This is a genomic window from Micromonospora sp. NPDC004551 (assembly GCF_040609975.1).
Classification (GTDB): domain Bacteria; phylum Actinomycetota; class Actinomycetes; order Mycobacteriales; family Micromonosporaceae; genus Micromonospora.
Genome location: NZ_JBEXLM010000011.1, coordinates 30071 through 48371 on the forward strand (window position 1 = coordinate 30071; position 18301 = coordinate 48371).

13 protein-coding genes are annotated in these 18301 nt (G+C 73.3%); 8 read left to right on the plus strand and 5 right to left on the minus strand.

From position 1 onward, the window contains the following. Window positions 1-5 precede the first annotated feature (5 nt). Window positions 6-2084, minus strand: coding sequence for a trypsin-like peptidase domain-containing protein (locus ABZW14_RS15350; protein WP_355345817.1), 2079 nt, complete (start codon window positions 2082-2084; stop codon window positions 6-8). A 174-nt stretch (window positions 2085-2258) separates the two neighbouring features. Between ABZW14_RS15350 and ABZW14_RS15355 the strand changes: the two genes are divergently transcribed. Genes ABZW14_RS15355 through hutH form a run of 6 tightly spaced genes read left to right on the plus strand, consistent with a single transcriptional unit; the run spans window position 2259 to window position 10182 of the window. Then, the gene (locus ABZW14_RS15355) at window positions 2259-3107 is read left to right on the plus strand and encodes a MurR/RpiR family transcriptional regulator (protein WP_355345820.1); all 849 of its coding nucleotides are present in this window, start codon (window positions 2259-2261) and stop codon (window positions 3105-3107) included. 12 nt (window positions 3108-3119) lie between these two features. Continuing rightward, complete coding sequence (gene hutU / locus ABZW14_RS15360; protein ID WP_355345823.1) at window positions 3120-4775, plus strand: urocanate hydratase; 1656 nt, start codon at window positions 3120-3122, stop codon at window positions 4773-4775. A gap of 55 nt (window positions 4776-4830) precedes the next feature. After that, on the plus strand, window positions 4831-6030 hold the full coding sequence (locus ABZW14_RS15365; protein WP_355345826.1) for an allantoate amidohydrolase: 1200 nt from the start codon (window positions 4831-4833) through the stop codon (window positions 6028-6030). Further along, entirely contained in the window at window positions 6027-7379 is a 1353-nt protein-coding gene (locus ABZW14_RS15370; protein ID WP_355346277.1) for a formimidoylglutamate deiminase, read from the plus strand. Before ABZW14_RS15365 ends, ABZW14_RS15370 begins: the two co-directional genes overlap by 4 nt. Before the next feature lie 44 nt (window positions 7380-7423). Continuing rightward, window positions 7424-8656, plus strand: a complete 1233-nt coding sequence (hutI, locus tag ABZW14_RS15375; RefSeq protein WP_355346280.1) for an imidazolonepropionase — start codon at window positions 7424-7426, stop codon at window positions 8654-8656. Then, on the plus strand, window positions 8644-10182 hold the full coding sequence (hutH, locus tag ABZW14_RS15380; protein WP_355345829.1) for a histidine ammonia-lyase: 1539 nt from the start codon (window positions 8644-8646) through the stop codon (window positions 10180-10182). Before hutI ends, hutH begins: the two co-directional genes overlap by 13 nt. Window positions 10183-10231: 49 nt before the next feature. On the opposite strand, the gene rdgB is transcribed toward hutH, so the two are convergent. Together rdgB and rph are read right to left on the minus strand one after the other, a co-directional pair. Continuing rightward, the gene (rdgB, locus tag ABZW14_RS15385) at window positions 10232-10849 is read right to left on the minus strand and encodes an RdgB/HAM1 family non-canonical purine NTP pyrophosphatase (RefSeq protein ID WP_355345832.1); all 618 of its coding nucleotides are present in this window, start codon (window positions 10847-10849) and stop codon (window positions 10232-10234) included. Window positions 10850-10883: 34 nt separating this feature from the next. Then, on the minus strand, window positions 10884-11609 hold the full coding sequence (gene rph, locus ABZW14_RS15390) for a ribonuclease PH (RefSeq protein WP_355345835.1): 726 nt from the start codon (window positions 11607-11609) through the stop codon (window positions 10884-10886). Between the two features lie 170 nt (window positions 11610-11779). Between rph and ABZW14_RS15395 the strand changes: the two genes are divergently transcribed. Next, window positions 11780-12454 (plus strand): DUF305 domain-containing protein, encoded by a 675-nt coding sequence (locus ABZW14_RS15395; protein ID WP_355345838.1) that lies wholly within the window; start codon window positions 11780-11782, stop codon window positions 12452-12454. Between the two features lie 56 nt (window positions 12455-12510). On the opposite strand, the gene ABZW14_RS15400 is transcribed toward ABZW14_RS15395, so the two are convergent. Further along, on the minus strand, window positions 12511-14280 hold the full coding sequence (locus ABZW14_RS15400) for a hypothetical protein (RefSeq protein WP_355345841.1): 1770 nt from the start codon (window positions 14278-14280) through the stop codon (window positions 12511-12513). A gap of 350 nt (window positions 14281-14630) precedes the next feature. Here ABZW14_RS15400 and ABZW14_RS15405 point away from each other — a divergent pair, with 350 nt between their 5' ends. Beyond that, window positions 14631-17462: a M36 family metallopeptidase gene (locus ABZW14_RS15405; RefSeq protein ID WP_355345844.1), complete on the plus strand. Its 2832-nt coding sequence runs from the start codon at window positions 14631-14633 to the stop codon at window positions 17460-17462. 79 nt (window positions 17463-17541) lie between these two features. On the opposite strand, the gene ABZW14_RS15410 is transcribed toward ABZW14_RS15405, so the two are convergent. Continuing rightward, the gene (locus ABZW14_RS15410; protein ID WP_355345847.1) at window positions 17542-18288 is read right to left on the minus strand and encodes an MBL fold metallo-hydrolase; all 747 of its coding nucleotides are present in this window, start codon (window positions 18286-18288) and stop codon (window positions 17542-17544) included. Window positions 18289-18301: the final 13 nt, after the last annotated feature.

The window sequence follows — 18301 nt, forward strand, 5'->3', positions numbered from 1 at the left end:
GCGCGTCACGCCGTGGTGGTGCGCCGCCGGAGCAGGATCATGACGAGGACCACGAGCCCGGCGACGAGCGCCACCGCCGCCGCGACGAGCACCGGAACCGCCCAGCCGGGCGTGCCGGCGGAGCTCGCGCCGCCGCCGCTGTCGATGGCAGCCTGGCGGTAGACCTGGGCCAGCAGGTTCGTCGGCGACGCCTCGGCCGCCTCCCCGAAGCGATCGGCGGCGGTGGAGTTCTGGCCGGCGAAGTAGGCGTCGAGGCCGCTCCGATACACCTTGTCGGCGTCGCCGAGCGTGTTCTGCACTCCGGCGGTGGAGAGCAGTCCGGCCATGGTGGACACCGGCACGACGAGCCGGTTCGCCTTGTCCGGCCGGAGGATGTCGTTGTCCAGCACGCCCACCACCCGGCCGCTCGGGTCGATGGCGATCCCACCCCGCGAGTAGAGCCCGAGGTCGTCGTTGATCCGGAAGGCCTGCACGGGCGACTGGGCGTCCACACCGGTCACCGTCGCCGCCTTGGACGTCACCGTGTAGGTGGCGGACCGGTAGCTGGTGTCGGTGGTGTTGTAGCCGAGGATGAGCAGCGAGGTGTCCGCCGCGATGGTGGCGGAGGGGTTGAGCTCCGCGGCGGGCAGGTTGCCCTGGTCGAGCTTGACGAGGGCGAGGTTCCCCGCGTCGAGGGCGAGCGACTGGACGACCGCCCCCGGGATCGCCGGGCTGTCCGTGACGTCACCCTTGGCCACGTTCAGCTGGCCGTAGAGCTTGGCGTCGGGCTCCGTGCCGGGCCCGGTGCCGGTGAAGGCGGCCGTCTTCATCCGGGAGCGGGTGAAGGAGGCGACGTCCTTGGCAGGGAGGGTGCGTTCGGCGACCATCGCGTTGGCCAGGGCGCCCAGCGCGTTGCCGAGCAGGATGTCCTGGGTGGGACGGACGCACTGGGTGTTAGTCAGAACGTGTCCGTCCGAGTTGACCACGAATCCGCTGCACCGGCGGGCGAAGGTGATCGGGGTCTTGCGCAGCAGGGCGTTGTCCTGCTTGTTGCGGACGTACCCGGTGAAGGTGATCTCGACGAACACCATGGACGGCCCGACCGTCGCCAGGGCGCGTTCCTCCGGGCTGCGCAGCGCCGCCTGCGCCCACGGCTTCAGTCCCGGGTTCACCGGAGCGGCACTGGGGAAGGCGCTGGACGCGGCGGTGGGCGTCGTCGCGGGCCGGTCGGCGTCGTCGCCGGAGAGCCCCCAGGCGCCCACCCCGCCGGCCACCACGGCGACCAGCAGGAGCGCCGCGAGCGCGGCCCAGAGCCCGGTCTGCCGGGGCGGGCGCGGCGGCGAGGGCTGGATCCGCCGGACCGATGAGCTGAACGGGTCGCCGGGCGGGGCACTGACAGGCTGCGCGGTGTGCGGGTACGTCGGCTGGGGCGGCGCGGATACCGGGGGCGCCGACACCTGCTGGGGCGGGGCCGACACCTGCTGCGGCGGGGCGGAGACCTGCTGCGGTGGCGCGGAGACCGGCGGCACGGGCATGGCGTGCTGCTGCGACTGGGCCGGCACGTGCGGTGCGAACGGCGGCGTCTGGTGCGCGGGAGGAGGTGTCTGCTGGGCGGGAGGAGGCGTCTGCTGGGCGGGAGGCGGCGTCTGGTGCGCGGGAGGAGGGGCCTGCTGCGGCGCGGGCGAGACCGTCTGCGCCTGCCGCGGGTCGCCCTGCAACGCCCACGGGGCGGGCTGCGACTGCTGCTCGGTCGGCACCTGGAGCATCGCCACCGTGCTGTCCTCAGCGGCCTGCTCGCTGCGAATCTCCTGGCCGAGCGCGAAGAAGAGGTGTTCGGCGCCCGGTCCACCGTCGGCGATGTACGCCACCCAGGGCGCCTTGGCCGTGAAGTCGGCGGACAGGTAGGGCCGGCCGCTGCCACCGGGAGCGGCCAGCGTCTCCGCCATGCCGGAGAACGCCTGACGCCAGGCCGGATCCTGGGCAGCCGCGGGGTCGAGCACCGCGATGGTCACCAGCCGATCCTGCCCGTCGACGGCCCACCAGGCTTTGCCGACCTGGCAAACGCCCATCACCTCGGTGAACCTGTACGGACCAACCGGCTGCATGCCACATCTCCTCTGCTTATCCGCCGTGCGGATAGTACAGAGACGATGCCCGCCCGTTCGTCCTCCGGTCGCCGCGTGACCACTGCCCGGGCGGCCCGCACCGGCGGGTCCGGAGAACGGGTCCGCGCCGCGGGACGCTTGCGCTCTGAAAGTTTTCATGCATAGAGTCGGGCCGTGAATGAAAGCGGTGCGGCACCCACCGACCGCCTGCTCGACCTCTTCCACGGCGTCCGGCTCACCCCGACCCAGCGCCGCATCGCGCACTGCCTGGTCCAGCAGGCGGGCGCGGCGGCGTACCTGTCCGCGGCGGAGGTGGCCGAGCTGGCCGGGGTCAGCCAGCCGTCGGTGACCCGGTTCGCCATGGCGCTCGGGCACGACGGCTACCCGGCGCTGCGCCGCCGGCTGCGCGAGCTGACCGCCACCGGCGCCGCCGAACCGGCCGACGCCGGCAACGCACTCCAGCGGGCGGTCCATGCCGAGATGGGCAACCTCGACCGGCTCGCCGGGCAGCTCGCCGACGCCGGCCGGATCGCTGAGGTGGGCAAGCTGCTCGCGGCCAGCCGGCCGCTGCCGGTGCTCGGGCTGCGCGCCGCCGCGCCCCTCGCGGCGTACTTCGCGTACTTCGCCGCGAAGGTGCACCCGGACGTGCGGGTCCTCGACGACGGCGGCAGCCTCCTGGCCGACCGGCTCGAACAGGCCGCTGCGGCCGGGGCGGGCGCGCTGCTCGCCTTCGTGCTGCCCCGCTACCCCCGGGAGACCCTGGACGCGCTGCGTGAGGCCCGGGAGGCCGGGCTGACCGTCGTGGCCATCACCGACTCCCCGGTGAGCCCGGCCATCGACCACGCCGAGGTGGTGCTCCCCGCCGCCGTCGGCACCGATCTGGTCTTCGACCTGCACACCGCACCGATGACCCTGGCCATGGTGGTGCTCCAGGCGATCTGTGACGCCACCCCCGCCGAAACCCAGGCCCGGCTCGAGGCGTTCGAGTCGTCCGCCACCCGTCGCCAGTTGTTCCTCGGCTGAGAGGAGTACGAGATGCACCAGCCCGTCCGCGCCGCCCGCGGCACCGCACGCACCGCCAAGGGGTGGCCGCAGGAGGCCGCGCTGCGGATGCTGATGAACAACCTCGACCCGGAGGTGGCCGAGCGCCCCGAGGACCTGGTGGTCTACGGCGGCACCGGCAAGGCGGCCCGGGACTGGCCGTCGTATCACGCGCTGGTCCGGACGCTGACGGACCTGCGCGAGGACGAGACCATGCTGGTGCAGTCCGGCCGCCCGGTCGGCGTCATGCGCACTCACGAGTGGGCACCCCGGGTGCTGCTGGCCAACTCCAACCTGGTCGGTGACTGGGCCACCTGGCCGGAGTTCCGCCGCCTCGAAGCGCTCGGCCTGACCATGTACGGGCAGATGACGGCCGGCTCCTGGATCTACATCGGCACCCAGGGCATCCTCCAGGGCACGTACGAGACGTTCGCGGCGGTGGCCGAGAAGCGGTTCGGCGGCTCGCTGGCCGGGACGCTGACGCTGACCGCCGGCTGCGGCGGGATGGGCGGCGCGCAGCCCCTGGCGGTCACCATGAACGGCGGCGCCTGCCTGATCGTCGACGTGGACCGCAGCCGGCTGGAGCGCCGGGCGCACGACCGCTACCTGGACGAGATCGCCGACTCGCTGGACGACGCGGTCGAGCGGGCGCTGGCCGCCAAGCGGGACCGCCGGGCGCTCAGCGTCGGGGTGGTCGGCAACGCCGCCACGGTCTTCCCGGAGCTGCTGCGCCGGGGTGTCGCCATCGACATCGTCACGGACCAGACCAGCGCGCACGACCCGCTGTCGTACCTGCCGGAGGGGGTGGAGCTGGCCGACGCCCGGGACTACGCGGCGACGAAGCCGGCCGAGTTCACCGACCGGGCGCGGGCCTCGATGGCGAAGCACGTCGAGGCGATGGTCGGTTTCCTCGACGCCGGCGCCGAGGTCTTCGACTACGGCAACTCGATCCGCGGCGAGGCGAAGCTCGGCGGCTACGAGCGGGCCTTCGACTTCCCCGGCTTCGTACCGGCGTACATCCGGCCGCTGTTCTGCGAGGGCAAGGGCCCGTTCCGCTGGGCGGCGCTCTCCGGTGACCCGAAGGACATCGCGGCCACCGACCGGGCCATCCTCGACCTGTTCCCGGAGAACGAGTCCCTGGCCCGCTGGATCCGGATGGCCGGCGAGCGGGTCGCCTTCCAGGGCCTGCCGGCGCGGATCTGCTGGCTGGGCTACGGGGAGCGGGACAAGGCGGGGGTGCGGTTCAACGAGATGGTCGCCTCGGGTGAGCTGAGCGCGCCCGTGGTGATCGGCCGGGACCACCTGGACTGCGGCAGCGTGGCCAGCCCCTACCGGGAGACCGAGGCGATGGCCGACGGCTCCGACGCGATCGCCGACTGGCCGCTGCTCAACGCACTGGTCAACACGGCCAGCGGGGCGTCCTGGGTGTCGATCCACCACGGCGGCGGCGTGGGCATCGGCCGGTCCATCCACGCCGGGCAGGTGTGCGTGGCCGACGGCAGCGCGCTCGCCGGGCAGAAGATCGAGCGGGTGCTCACCAACGACCCGGCCATGGGCGTCATCCGGCACGTCGACGCCGGCTACGACGACGCCCGCGAGGTCGCCGCGCGCACCGGCGTCCGGGTGCCCATGACCGAGGGTGCCGCGTGAGCGCGCGGAGTGCAGCGCAGCGCAGCCCCGCAGTCGCGAACAACCGGAGTGCAGCGTGAGCGATCTCGCCGTCCGGTTCCGCAAACTGTGGGACGACCTCGCCCCCGTCGGGCGCGACGCGGGCAGCGGCGGCTACCTGCGCTACGCGCTCACCGAGCCGGAGCTCACGCTGCGGGCGTGGTTCCGGGAGCAGGCCGCGCAGCGCGGCATGCCGGTCACCGAGGACGGCAACGGCAACCTCTTCGCCTGGTGGGGTGATCCGGCGGCCGGTGATGCGGTGCTCACCGGCAGCCACTTCGACTCGGTGCCGCACGGCGGGGCCTACGACGGGCCGCTCGGCATCGTGAGCGCGTTCCTGGCCGTGGACGAGCTGCGGGCCGCCGGGGTCGCCCCGGTCCGGCCCGTGGCGGTGGCCGCGTTCGTCGAGGAGGAGGGCGGCCGGTTCGGCGTACCCTGCCTGGGGTCGCGGCTGCTCACCGGGGAGATCGCGGTGGAGCGCGCGGCCGGGCTGCGCGACGCGGCGGGGGTGAGCTTCGCCGAGGCGCTGGGCGACCGGCCGGCGGGTGCCGACCCCGGCCTGCTCGGCCGCTTCGCGGCCTTCGTGGAGCTGCACGTCGAGCAGGGCCGCGCGCTGGTCGATCTCGGCGCGCCGGTCGCGGTGGCCAGCGCCATCTGGCCGCACGGCCGCTGGCGCTTCGACTTCCACGGCGAGGGCAACCACGCGGGTACGACCCGGATGGCCGACCGCCGGGACCCGATGCTCACCTACGCGTTCACGGTGCTCGCGGCAAACAAGGAGGCCCGGCTGCGCGACGCGCACGCCACGGTGGGCCGGGTGGCTGTCGAGCCGAACGCCACGAACGCCATCCCGTCGAAGGTGACCGGCTGGCTGGACGCGCGGGCGGCCGAGCCGGCGACGCTGGACGGCCTGGTCGAGGCGGTCCGGGCCAAGGCCGCCGAGCGGGCGAAGCGGGACGGCACCGAGCTGACCTGCACCCAGGAGTCGGCCACCCCGCTGGTGTCCTTCGACGGCGGGCTGGCCGACCGGCTCGCCGCGCTGCTCGACGCCCCGGTGCTGCCCACCGGGGCCGGGCACGACGCCGGGGTGCTGGCCGCTCACCTGCCGACCGCGATGCTCTTCGTGCGGAACCCGACCGGGGTGTCGCACTCCCCCGCCGAGTCCGCCACCGACGCCGACTGCGCGGCCGGGGTGACCGCCCTGGCCCGGGTGCTGGAGGAGCTGGCATGCCGCTGACCCGCTGGCTGGCCGAGTACGCCTGGCTGCCCGACCACGCCGAGCCCACCCCGGACGTGCTGATCGAGGCCGAGGCCGGGCGGATCACCGCGGTCACCCCGCTGGTGGGCGGCGGTGCGCCCGCCGCCGGGGTCGAGGTGCTCGGCGACGCCATACGCCTGCCCGGGCTGACCCTGCCCGGCCTGGCCAACGCCCACTCGCACGCCTTCCACCGGGCGCTGCGCGGGCGTACCCACGGCGGGCGGGGCGACTTCTGGAGCTGGCGGGACGTCATGTACGACGTCGCGGCCCGCCTCGATCCCGATTCCTACCTGGCCCTGGCCCGGGCCGCGTACGCGGAGATGGCCCTCGCGGGGATCACCTGCGTCGGCGAGTTCCACTACCTGCACCACGGCCCGGAGGGGAAGCCGTACGGCGATCCGAACGCCATGTCGGCCGCGCTCGTCGAGGCCGCCGCGCACGCCGGGATCCGGCTGACCCTGCTGGACACCGCGTACCTGACCGCGAGCGTGGACGGCGCGGAGCTGGTCGGGGCGCAGCGCCGGTACGGCGACGGGGACGCGCTGCGCTGGGCGGAGCGGGTGGACGCGTTCCGCCCGGAGGACGACCACGTCCGGCTGGGGGCGGCCATCCACTCGGTGCGCGCGGTCCCCGCCGAGCAGCTCGCCACCGTGGCCGGCTGGGCCGACCGCAACGGCGTGCCGCTGCACGTGCACCTCTCCGAGCAGCCGGCCGAGAACGACGCCTGCCGGGCCGTGCACGGCTGCACCCCGACCCGGCTGCTGGCCGACCACGGGGTGCTCGGCCGGCACACCACGGCGGTGCACGCGACCCACCCGACCAGCGCCGACGTCGCACTGCTCGGGGAGAGCCGGACCGGGGTGTGCCTCTGCCCCACCACCGAGCGGGACCTGGCCGACGGGATCGGGCCGGCCCGGCGGATGGCTGAGGCGGGCAGCCCGCTGAGCCTGGGCAGCGACAGTCACGCCGTGGTGGACCTCTTCGAGGAGGCCCGCGCGGTGGAGCTGGACGAGCGGCTGCGTACCCGGAAACGCGGGCACTTCGCCGCCGCCGAGCTGGTCGGCGCGGCCACCGTGGCCGGGCACGCCGCGCTGGGCTGGGGCGACGCCGGCCGGCTGTCGGTCGGCGACCGGGCCGACCTGGTGACGGTACGGCTGGACAGCGCCCGGACCGCCGGTGTGCCGCCGGTCGGGGCGTTCTTCGCGGCGACCGCCGCCGACGTGACGCACGTGGTGGTCGACGGCCGGACGGTGGTGGCCGACGGCCGGCACCTGACCGTGGACGTGCCGGCCGAGCTGCACTCGGCCATCGCGGAGGTGACCTCGTGAGCGGGGGCGACCGGCAGCACCGCCCGGTCCGGCCGGGCGACCCGGTGCGGCCGGCGCCACGGCACACCGGCAGCCTGCTCGTCGACAACATCGGCGAGCTGGTCACCAACGACATCGGCGGCGAGGGCGGGCCGCTCGGCATCCGCCGAGACGCGGCGGTCCTCGTCGAGGACGGCCAGGTGGCCTGGGTCGGGCCGGCCCGGGACGCGCCGGCCGCCGACCGGCGGATCGACGCCGGGGGCGCGGCCGTGCTGCCCGGCTTCGTGGACAGCCACGCCCACCTGGTGTTCGCCGGGGACCGGGCCGCCGAGTTCGCCGCCCGCATGGCCGGCGAGCCGTACACGGGCGGCGGCATCCGGACCACCGTGGGCGCCACCCGGGCGGCCTCCGACGACGAGCTGCGCGACACCGTCGGCCGGCTGCGCGGCGAGGCGATGCGGCAGGGCACCACCACCATCGAGATCAAGAGCGGGTACGGGCTCACCGTCGCCGACGAGGCCCGCTCGCTGCGGATCGCCGCCGAGTTCACCGAGGACACCACGTTCCTCGGCGCGCACGTGGTCCCCGCCGAGTACGCCGACCGCCCCGACGACTACGTGGGCATGGTGTGCGGGCCGATGCTCGCCGCCGCCGCGCCGTACGCCCGCTGGATCGACGTGTTCTGCGAGCGGGGCGCCTTCGACGTGGACCACGCCCGGGCGATCCTCGCCTGCGGGCAGGCCGTCGGGCTGGGTGTGCGGGTGCACGCCAACCAGCTCGGCCCCGGGCCGGGCGTGCAGCTCGGGGTGGAGCTGGGCGCGGCCAGCGTCGACCACTGCACGCACCTGACCGACGCGGACATCGACGCGCTGGCGTCGCGCCGGGTCGACTGCATGTGCCCGGACGGCCTGCACACCGCCACCGTCGCCACCCTGCTGCCCGGTGCCGAGTTCTCCACCCGGTCCCCGTACCCGGACGCACGCCGGCTGCTCGACGCCGGTGTCACCGTGGCCCTCGCGACCGACTGCAACCCCGGGTCGTCGTACACGTCGTCGATGCCGTTCTGCATCGCCCTCGCCGTACGCGAGATGCGCATGACCCCGGCGGAGGCGGTCTGGGCCGCGACCGCCGGCGGGGCGGCGGCGCTGCGCCGCACCGACGTGGGGCGGCTCGCGCGGGGCGCGCGGGCCGACCTGATGATCCTCGACGCCCCGTCCCATCTGCACCTGGCCTACCGGCCCGGTGTGCCCTTGATCCGCCAGGTTCTGCACAACGGAGTGCCGCAATGTCGACCGTAGTCATCCAGCCCACCGGAATCTCCCCCGCCGACGTGCTCGCCGTGGCCCGCGGCACCGCCAAGGTGGTCCTCGACCCCGCCACGGTGGAGGCGATGGCGACCAGCCGGTCCATCGTGGACGGCATCGAGGCCGCCGGCCGGCCCGTGTACGGCGTCTCGACCGGGTTCGGGGCGCTCGCCAACACGTTCGTGGCGCCCGAGCGGCGGGCCGAGCTCCAGCACGCGCTGATCCGCTCGCACGCCGCCGGGGTAGGCGCGCCCATGCCCCGCGAGGTGGTGCGGGCCATGATGCTGCTGCGCGTACGCTCGCTCGCCCTCGGCCGCTCCGGGGTCCGCCCGCTGGTCGCCGAGGCCCTCGTCGACCTGCTCAACCACGAGGTCACCCCATGGGTGCCGGAACACGGCTCGCTCGGCGCGTCCGGCGACCTGGCGCCGCTGGCGCACTGCGCGCTCGTGCTGCTCGGTGAGGGCTGGGTGCTCGGCCCGGCCGGCGACCGGATCCCGGCCGGTGACGCGCTGCGCCGGGTCGGGCTGGAGCCGCTGGAGCTGGCCGCCAAGGAGGGGCTGGCGCTGATCAACGGCACCGACGGCATGCTCGGCATGCTGCTGCTGGCCATCCACGACGCCCGGCACCTGTTCGCCCTGGCCGACGTGACCGCCGCGCTGGCCATCGAGGCGATGCTCGGCTCCGAGCGGCCGTTCCTGCCCGAGTTGCACGCCATCCGGCCGCACCCGGGCCAGGCCGCCTCCGCCGCGAACATCCACAAGCTGCTGCAGAACTCGGCGGTGATGGACTCGCACCGCGACGACCTGGCGCACGCGGTGCAGGACGCGTACTCGATGCGCTGCGCGCCACAGGTGGCCGGGGCGGCCCGGGACACCCTCGACTTCGTCGAGGTGGTGGCCGGGCGGGAGCTGCTGTCGGTGGTGGACAACCCGGTGGTGCTGCCGGACGGGCGGGTCGAGTCGACCGGCAACTTCCACGGCGCGCCGCTCGGCTTCGCGGCCGACTACCTGGCCATCGCCGCGTCCGAGGTGGGCGCGATCGCCGAGCGCCGGGTGGACCGGCTGCTCGACGTCACCCGCTCCCGCGAGCTGCCGGCGTTCCTCTCCCCCGACGCCGGGGTCAACTCCGGCCTGATGATCGCCCAGTACACGGCGGCCGGGATCGTCGCGGAGAACCGCCGGCTGGCCGCACCCGCCTCGGTCGACTCGCTGCCCACCAGTGGAATGCAGGAGGACCACGTCTCGATGGGCTGGGCGGCGACGAAGAAGCTGCGCACCGTGCTGGACAACCTGACCAGCGTGCTCGCGGTCGAGCTGCTGGCCGCCGTACGCGGGCTCCAGCTCCGCGCCCCGCTGACGCCGTCGCCGGCCGGCCGGGCCGCGCTGGCCTCGCTCGGGAAGGTGGCCGGCGAGCCGGGGCCGGACGTGTTCCTCGCCCCGCTCATGGAGGCCGCGCGGGACGTCGTGCGCGGGCCCGAGCTGCGCGCCGCCATCGAGCGCGAGGTCGGCCCGCTGGGCTGACCGGGGTGTGGCGGTGTCCGGCCGGGCCGGGCACCGCCACCACGTGCGCTCAGGCGGCCGGCGGCAGCACCTTGGCGACCAGCTTGGCCAGCTCGCGCAGCGCCTTGCCGCGGTGGCTGACCGCATCCTTCTCCTCCGGGGTCAGCTCCGCGTTGGTCCGCTCCTGCCCGTCGCCCAGGAAGATCGGGTCGTAGCCGAAGCCGCCGTCGCCGCGCGGGGCGCGCAGCAGCCGGCCGGGCTGCCGGCCGTCGACCAGGTGCTCCTTGCCGCTGGGCAGCACCAGCGCCACCGTGCAGACGAAGGCGGCGCCCCGGTGCTCGTCCGGCAGGTCGGCGATCTGGTCCAGCACGAGCTGGAGGTTGGCCCGGTCGTCGCCGTGGCTGCCGGCCCAGCGGGCGCTGAACACGCCCGGCATGCCGTTGAGCGCATCCACGGCGAGCCCGGAGTCGTCGGCGATGGTGGGCAGGCCGGTCCGCCGGCAGCCCTCCCGCGCCTTGATCAGCGCGTTCTCGCCGAAGGTCAGGCCGGACTCGGGCAGCTCCGGGTATTCCTCGACGTCGTCGAGGCCGAGCAGGGCGATCCGGTGGGCGCCGAGGGCGCCGTCCAGGATCCGCTGGAGCTCGACGAGCTTCTTCCGGTTGCGGGTGGCCAGGAGCACGGTGTTCATCGTCAACGCCTTCCGCTGCGCGTCAGCCGGTTCATCAGGTCAGCGCCTTGCGCTGCGCGTCGGCCAGTTCCAGGCAGCCCGCCACACCCAGGTCGAGCAGGGCGTCCAGCTGCTCCCGGGCGAAGATGCCGGCCTCGCCCGTTCCCTGCACCTCGACGAAGTCACCCGTCCCGGTGCAGACCACGTTCATGTCGACCTCGGCGGCCACGTCCTCCTCGTAGCAGAGGTCGAGTCGCGGCTCGCCGGCGATGATGCCGACGCTGACCGCGGCCACCGACCGGTGCATGACCTTCTCCACCTTGCCGGCCAGGGCCTTGCGCTCGGCGAGCCAGGTCACCGCGTCGTGCAGCGCCACGTACGCGCCGGTGATGGCGGCCGTCCGGGTGCCCCCGTCGGCCTGGAGCACGTCGCAGTCGAGCACCACCGAGTTCTCGCCGAGCGCCTTGAGGTCGACGCAGGCCCGCAGGCTGCGGCCGATGAGCCTGGAGATCTCGTGGGTCCGGCCACCGACCCGGCCCTTGACGCTCTCCCGGTCCGAGCGGGTGTTGGTGGCCCGGGGCAGCATCGCGTACTCGGCGGTCACCCAGCCCAGCCCGGAGCCCTTGCGCCAGCGGGGCACGCCCTCGGTCACGCTGGCCGTGCAGAGCACCCGGGTCGCGCCGAACTCGACGAGCACGGAGCCCTCCGGGTGGGTGCTCCAGCCCCGGGTCAGGGTCACCGGTCGGAGTTGGTCGGGCCGCCGCCCGTCAGGTCGCGCCATGCCTGCACCCTATGCGGTGCCGTGATCGAACCACCCCGGGGTGCCCAACGACGGCTCGCTCCGGTCGGGATCCCCACCCCTGACCGCCCCGCGAAGGCTTCCCTCGGCCTGTGCGAATGAGGCAGGATGACCTTCACATCTGCGCAGCCCGATACGGATAGGTCCAGGACATGCCCCTTTCGCGCCGCGTGATCATTTCCGCCGTCGTCGCCACGGTCGCCGTAGGGGCGGGGGTGGGTTTCGCCGTCTGGGCCGGCGGTGACGAGCCTACGGCGTACCGTCCGCCGAGCGGCCACGTCGTGCAGCCGGGTGCGCCGGGTCAGCCCGGCAGGTCCCTGTCGGCGGACGACCTGACCCAGGTCTCGCCGCCCGGGTTCAAGGCGGCCGACACCCTGTTCATCCAGGGCATGATCCCGCACCACGCGCAGGCGTTGGAGATGACCGCGCTGCTGCCGGGCCGCACCACCAACCCGGATGTGACGCTGCTGGCCAAGCGGATCGACGTGTCGCAGCAGGACGAGATCACCCGGATGCGGCGGTGGCTGGCGGAGCGGAGCGTGCCGACCGCGGGGCCGAACGCGGGCCATGCCGGGCACGAGCTCATGCCGGGGATGCTCACCGCCGCGCAGCTCGATCAGCTCAAGCGGGCCCGCAACGGCGACTTCGACCGGCTCTTCCTCACCTTCATGATCCGCCACCACCAGGGCGCGCTCAGCATGGTGGAGGAGCTCTACGCCTCGGGCGGCGGCCTCGAGCCGGCGACCGACCAGTTCGCCCGCGAGGTGAACGCCGACCAGAGCATCGAGATCCAGCGGATGCAGGAGATGCTGGCCAGGATGGGCTGACCCCGGACAGGGTGAAGGGCACCTCGGATCCGAGGTGCCCTTCACCGAGCGACGGGTCAGAGGGTGTCCGCCAGGTCCAGGACCGCCTTCTTCAGCGCCTGGTGCTCGGGCGCGCCGAGCTTGTTGGACAGTGCCCGCAGCTGAGCGGCGGCGGCGGACCGCTTGCCGTCGGCCGCGAACCCTTCGGCCCGCTCCAGGAACATGTCGACCTGGGACTTCAGCGGGTGACCGATGGCGTCGGCACGGACCGCCTGGTCGTAGTACGCACGAGCGAGCGCGAAGCTCGGCGTCCAGGTGATCTTCGGCTGGCCCTGGGCGTTGAACTGGCCGAGCTGCACCTCCTCAGCCGCCTGGATCTCCGCCTTCGACAGGTGCTCACTGGGGGTCAGCTTGAACACGTCGAGGCCGCGGGCGATCTCGTTGCCGAAGAGGCTGCCGTTGTACCAGTACGCCGACCAGAATCCGCCGAGCACGAGGGAGTTCGGGTTGACCGCCCCGCGGTCGAAGAACGCGATCTCCTGCGGGTGGGCCGAGTCGGTGAAGTCGAACACCGAGATGCCGCCCTGGTACCAGGCCTGCATCATGATGTCGCGGCCGGGCACCGGGATCAGCGAGCCGTTGTGCGCCACGCAGTTCTCCTGGAGCGTCTGGGGCACCGGCAGCTTGTAGTAGCTGGCGAACGTCATCTTCCGGTCGACGATGTCGAAGATGGCGTTGGCGCCCCACTGCGGCTGGTCGGTGTCACGGCAGCGCGCGCCGCTGCCCCCGCCCCACTCGTCGGTGAAGATCACCTTGGTGCCGTCGTTGTTGAACGTCGCCGAGTGCCAGTACGCGAAGTTCGGGTCGGACACCTCGTCGATCCGGCGCGGGTTCGCCGGGTCCGAGATGTCGATCAGGATGCCGTTGCCCTGGCAGGCGCCGGCGGCCAGCCCGATCTCCGGGTACGCGGTGATGTCGTGGCAGGCGTTGGTGTTCGGCGTGGGCGACCAGGTCGCCCCGGACGGGTGCCGGGGGGTCTGCGGCCCGTTCTGGAGGCCGTCGATCCGGCCGGTCGCCGGGTCGGCGAACAGCCGCGGCTGGTTCACCACGGCGGCCTGCCCGGGCGCCGCCAGCGGCACCTTGATGACGTCGATGCGCCACCGCGACGGGTCCGCGCCGTCCGCGGGGTTGTTGTTGCAACCGGCCATCGTCGTGGCCGGGCGGACCGAGGTGGTGCCCGAGACGTAGATGTAGACGTTGCTCGCGTCCTTCGGGTCGGTCACCACGGTGTGCGTGTGCGAGCCGCGGCAGAGCTGGACCGCCGCAACCTGCGTGGGGTTACGCACGTCGCTGATGTCGAAGATCCGGACGCCCTGGAACCGGGTGCCGACGTTGGGGTTGGTGCCGCAGTCGACCCGCCCGCGGGTCTCCTCGACCGACATGAACAGCAGGTTGCCGTGGACGGAGACGTCACCCTGGCCGCCGGGGCACACGACGCTCGTGACCAGCTGCGGGTCGCTGGGGTTGGCGACGTCGAAGATGTTGAACCCGTTGTAGTTGCCGGTGAACGCGTACCTGCCGCCGAAGGCGAAGTCCGAGTTGTAGAACCCGCCGTTGCCAGGGTTCGCCGGGTCGACCATGCCCGCGGGCTTGTCGCGGTGCGCGACCTGCTCGAGGTTGCTGATCGCCGACTGCGCGTCGAGCCAGCCGGCGCCGAGTCCGATCCGTGGGTCGGGCTCCGCCGCCGACGCCGTGCCCGGCAGGGCGCCGGCCATGAGTACGCCGGCCGCGATGAGGCCGAGGGCCCGGTAGCCTCTTCGTGACCTTGGACTGAGGTGGTGTGTCATGCGATGCCTTCCGTTCGAAGGACCTGACGCAGCGTCCATATAGCAGGCACGGCGCGTCGTGTGAGTAAGGACCGTACCGACGCCCAGCCGCAGGTCAAGCCACCGATGTGGCGTATGTACATATTTGCGAAGGCAAGTTTTTCGCCTTTACCTTCCCGTGATCCGCAGGTCACGACAGGCGTCGAAGGCCGAGGGGGCGATCTTTCGCCACTCGTCGGATGAACCGCCGACGAGCCGCCCCGTAGCGTCGATGCAATTCGCCCCGCACCGGTTCGATCACCGACCGTGACGTCCGGCGCGGGACGGATCGGCGCTTGACGCTGTCTCTTCCGACGTCGAAAGGAGCAGCGGTGCCCCTGCCCTCACGCCCGTCCCGTGGTCGCCGCAACGCCGCGTTGCTGCTGTCCACCACCCTGGTCGCGTCCATGACGACGCTGACCACGCAGCCCGCCTGGGCGGCGCCCGACCAGGCCGCCCCGGGGAACCCGACCTTCCTCACCGGCCCCAACCAGGGCACGCCGAACGAGATCGCCACGTCGTACCTGCGCGCGCACCCCGCCGAATACGGGGTACGCGCCACCGACCTGGCCGACCTCGCGGTGGCCTCCAGCTACACCAGCCGCCACAACGGCGTCACCCACGTCAACCTGGCCCAGCGCTTCAAGGACCTCGAGGTCTTCGGCGCCACCGCCACCGTGAACATCGCCCGCGACGGCAGCGTCGTGTTCGTCGGCGACACCCTGGTCCCCGGGCTGGCCGACAAGGCCTCCGGCACCGCCACGCTCGACGCGGTCGAGGCGGTGCACGCCGCCGCGGACGCCCTGGACCTGCCCGATCCGGCCGGTCCGAAGGTGATGAGCCGCAGCGGCGGCGCCGCCCAGCGCACCGTCGTCTCCGGCGCCGGCATCTCCGACCAGCCCATCCCCGCCAAGCTCGGCTGGCAACCCACCGCCGACGGGCTCCGCCTGGCCTGGCAGCTCGTCATCGACGACTCCACCGACACCCACCTGTGGAACGCCGCCGTCGACGCGCAGAGCGGCAAGCTGCTCAAAGCCGACGACTGGACGATCCACGAGGACGTCAAGGAGGTCGCCGACAACCTGGACCGCAGCGCTCCAGGCCGCGCGACGACGCTGAACAGCGCGGCCTTCGGCTCACGCAACCCGGTCCAGGACGGCTCGAGCTACCGGGTCTTCGCCGGCCCGGCCGAGAGCCCGAACGACGCGCCGCGGAGCCTGGTGACCAACCCGGCCGACGGGACGGCCTCGCCGTACGGCTGGCACGACGTGGACGGCGCCGCGGGGGCCGAGCACACCACCACCCAGGGCAACAACGTCCACGCCTACCAGGACCAGGACAACAACAACTCGCCCGACTCCGGCAGCAGCCCGGACGGCGGCGCGAGCCTGACCTTCGACCACCCGCTCGACCTGGGCGAGCACGCCCAGAACTACCGGGACGCCGCGACCGACAACCTGTTCTACTGGAACAACATCATCCACGACGTCACCTACCAGTACGGCTTCGACGAGGCGTCGGGGAACTTCCAGGCGAACAACTACGGCCGGGGCGGCGCGGGCGGCGACTACGTCCGGGCCGAGGCGGCCGACGGCGGCGGCACCAACAACGCCAACTTCTCCACCCCGGCGGTGGACGGCGTCGGCGCGCCGCGCATGCAGATGTACCTGTGGCCGGGCACCCAGTTCGGCAGCCCGAACCAGGTGGTCGTCGACGGCGTCGGGTCGTTCGACGCGTCCTGGGCGCGGTTCACGCCGGCACCGACCACCGCCGGCCTGGCCGGACACCGCCTCGTGTACGCGGGCACCGGCTGCACCACGGCGACCTACCCCGCCACCCTGCCCTCGGGCGGCTGGATCAGCGTGGCCGACGGCGGCACCGCGGCCTGCAGCTACCTGCAGCGGGCCCAGGTCGCCCAGTCGCTCGGCGCCAAGGCACTGGTGGTCGCTCACAACGCCACCGGCAGCGCCCCGGTGCTGACCGGCTCCATGGCGACCGCGGCGGTCACCATTCCGGCCGTCGCCGTGACCCAGGCCGACGGCGACGCCATCAAGGCCGCCATCGCCGCGGGCGAGGCCACCGGGTCGGTGCGCAAGCACCCGAACCACCCGGGTATCCGCGACGGTGACCTCGACGCCGGGGTCATCATCCACGAGTACACGCACGGCATCTCCAACCGGCTCACCGGCGGCCCGACGGTCAACTGCCTGACCGGCAACGAGCAGATGGGCGAGGGCTGGAGTGACTTCATGGCGGTCACCACGCTGCTCGACCCGACGTTCGACACGGCCGACGGGCAGCGCGGCATGGGCCCGTACGTGCTGTTCCAGGACGACCGGCACGGCGCCGGCATCCGGCCGCGGCCGTACTCGCGGAACATGGAGATCCAGCCGTTCACCTATGACGGGATCAAGACCGGCGGCTGGCTCAACGGGACGTCCCTGGCGGTGCCGCACGGCATCGGGCACGCGTGGGCGTCGGTCCTGTGGGACATGACCTGGAACCTGATCGACCGGCACGGGTTCAACCCGGCCGTCTACGAATCGTGGAGCACCGGCGGCAACAACCTGGCCCTGCAGCTCGTCGTCGACGGGCTCAAGATGCAGGGCTGCGGCCCCGGCTTCGTCACCGGCCGCAACGCCATCATCGCCGCCGACGCGGCGCTGACCGGCGGCGAGAACGCCTGCATCATCTGGGGCTCGTTCGCCCGCCGGGGTCTCGGCTACAGCGCGGTGCAGGGCACCACGGCCCGCGACGACAACACCGAGGCGTTCGACACCCACCCGTCCTGCCGGGGCGACTTCGTCGGCCGCGCGGCCCAGCCGGCGCTCAACACGATCGTCGCCGGTGACGCCGCGCCGATGAAGTTCCAGCTCGCCGGCAACCGTGGCCTGGACATCCTCGCCAGCGGCTCGCCGTACTCCCGGCTGGTCGACTGCGACACCCTCCGGACCGTCGGCCCCGACGGCGCGATCACCCCGCGGCCCACCCCGGTCGCGGCGCGCAACCCCGGCGGCTCAAGCCTGTCGGCCAACGCCAACGGCCAGTACAACTACCCGTGGAAGACCGACCCGGCCTGGGCCGGCACCTGCCGCGAGTTCGTGCTGACCCTGGACAACGGATTCCAGTACCGCACCTACGTCAAGTTCGTCGCCGAGTCGTAGCACCGCCACCGGCGAAGGGGGCGTCCCGGCCAGGGGCGTCCCCTTCCGCGTGCGCGGGACAGGCCGGCCGCCGTCCTGGTCAGACCTCGTAGGAGGCGCCGGCGCGGACCACTTCCAGCGGCCCGGTGTACGCGCCGGCCGCCGACTCCACGGTGTGCGACTCACTGCCCCAGGCGGGCACGAGATGGGTGAGCAGCAGCCGGCCCACCCCCGCCTTGGTGGCCGCCTCGCCGGCCTCCCGGCCGGTCAGGTGCAGGTCCGGCGGGTTCTCCACCCCGTCCATGTAGCTGGCCTCGCAGAGGAACACGTCGGCGTCCTGGGCCAGGCGCAACAGGGCATCGCAGGGTGCGGTGTCCGCGGAGTAGCAGAACACCCGCCCGCCGTGCTCCAGCCGCACCCCGTAGGTCTCGACCGGGTGGTTCATCCGGTCGACGGTGACCGTGAACGGGCCGATCGGGAAGGTGCCCGGCTGGAGGCCGTAGAACTGGTAGACGTCCTCCACCGAGCCCTCCTCCTGCCCGTACGCGCTGGCGATCCGGTCCGGCGCGCCGGACGGGGCGTACATCGGCAGGGGCGGGTAGGGGCCGTCCGGAGCGTACCGGCGCACCACCACGTAGGACACCGCGTCGAACATGTGGTCGCAGTGCAGGTGAGTGAGGAGGATGGCGTCGGGGGCGTGCAGCCCGACGTAACGCTGGAGCGTGGAGAGTGACCCCACCCCGAAGTCGATCAGGAGCCGGAACCCCTCCGCCTCCATGAGGTAGGCGGAGCAGGGAGACTCGGGCCCGGGAAAACTGCCCGCGCAGCCGAGGACGGTCAGTCGCATCCGGTCGCCTCGA

What these genes read in the sequence shown, in the direction of transcription:
- rph (WP_355345835.1), bottom strand. Translation starts at nt 11,609, where the DNA reads ATGGCGCGACCTGACGGGCGGCGGCCCGACCAACTCCGACCGGTGACC.
- ABZW14_RS15400 (WP_355345841.1), bottom strand. Translation starts at nt 14,280, where the DNA reads ATGACACACCACCTCAGTCCAAGGTCACGAAGAGGCTACCGGGCCCTC.
- ABZW14_RS15395 (WP_355345838.1), top strand. Translation starts at nt 11,780, where the DNA reads ATGCCCCTTTCGCGCCGCGTGATCATTTCCGCCGTCGTCGCCACGGTC.
- ABZW14_RS15410 (WP_355345847.1), bottom strand. Translation starts at nt 18,288, where the DNA reads ATGCGACTGACCGTCCTCGGCTGCGCGGGCAGTTTTCCCGGGCCCGAG.
- ABZW14_RS15350 (WP_355345817.1), bottom strand. Translation starts at nt 2,084, where the DNA reads ATGCAGCCGGTTGGTCCGTACAGGTTCACCGAGGTGATGGGCGTTTGC.
- hutH (WP_355345829.1), top strand. Translation starts at nt 8,644, where the DNA reads ATGTCGACCGTAGTCATCCAGCCCACCGGAATCTCCCCCGCCGACGTG.
- rdgB (WP_355345832.1), bottom strand. Translation starts at nt 10,849, where the DNA reads ATGAACACCGTGCTCCTGGCCACCCGCAACCGGAAGAAGCTCGTCGAG.
- hutU (WP_355345823.1), top strand. Translation starts at nt 3,120, where the DNA reads ATGCACCAGCCCGTCCGCGCCGCCCGCGGCACCGCACGCACCGCCAAG.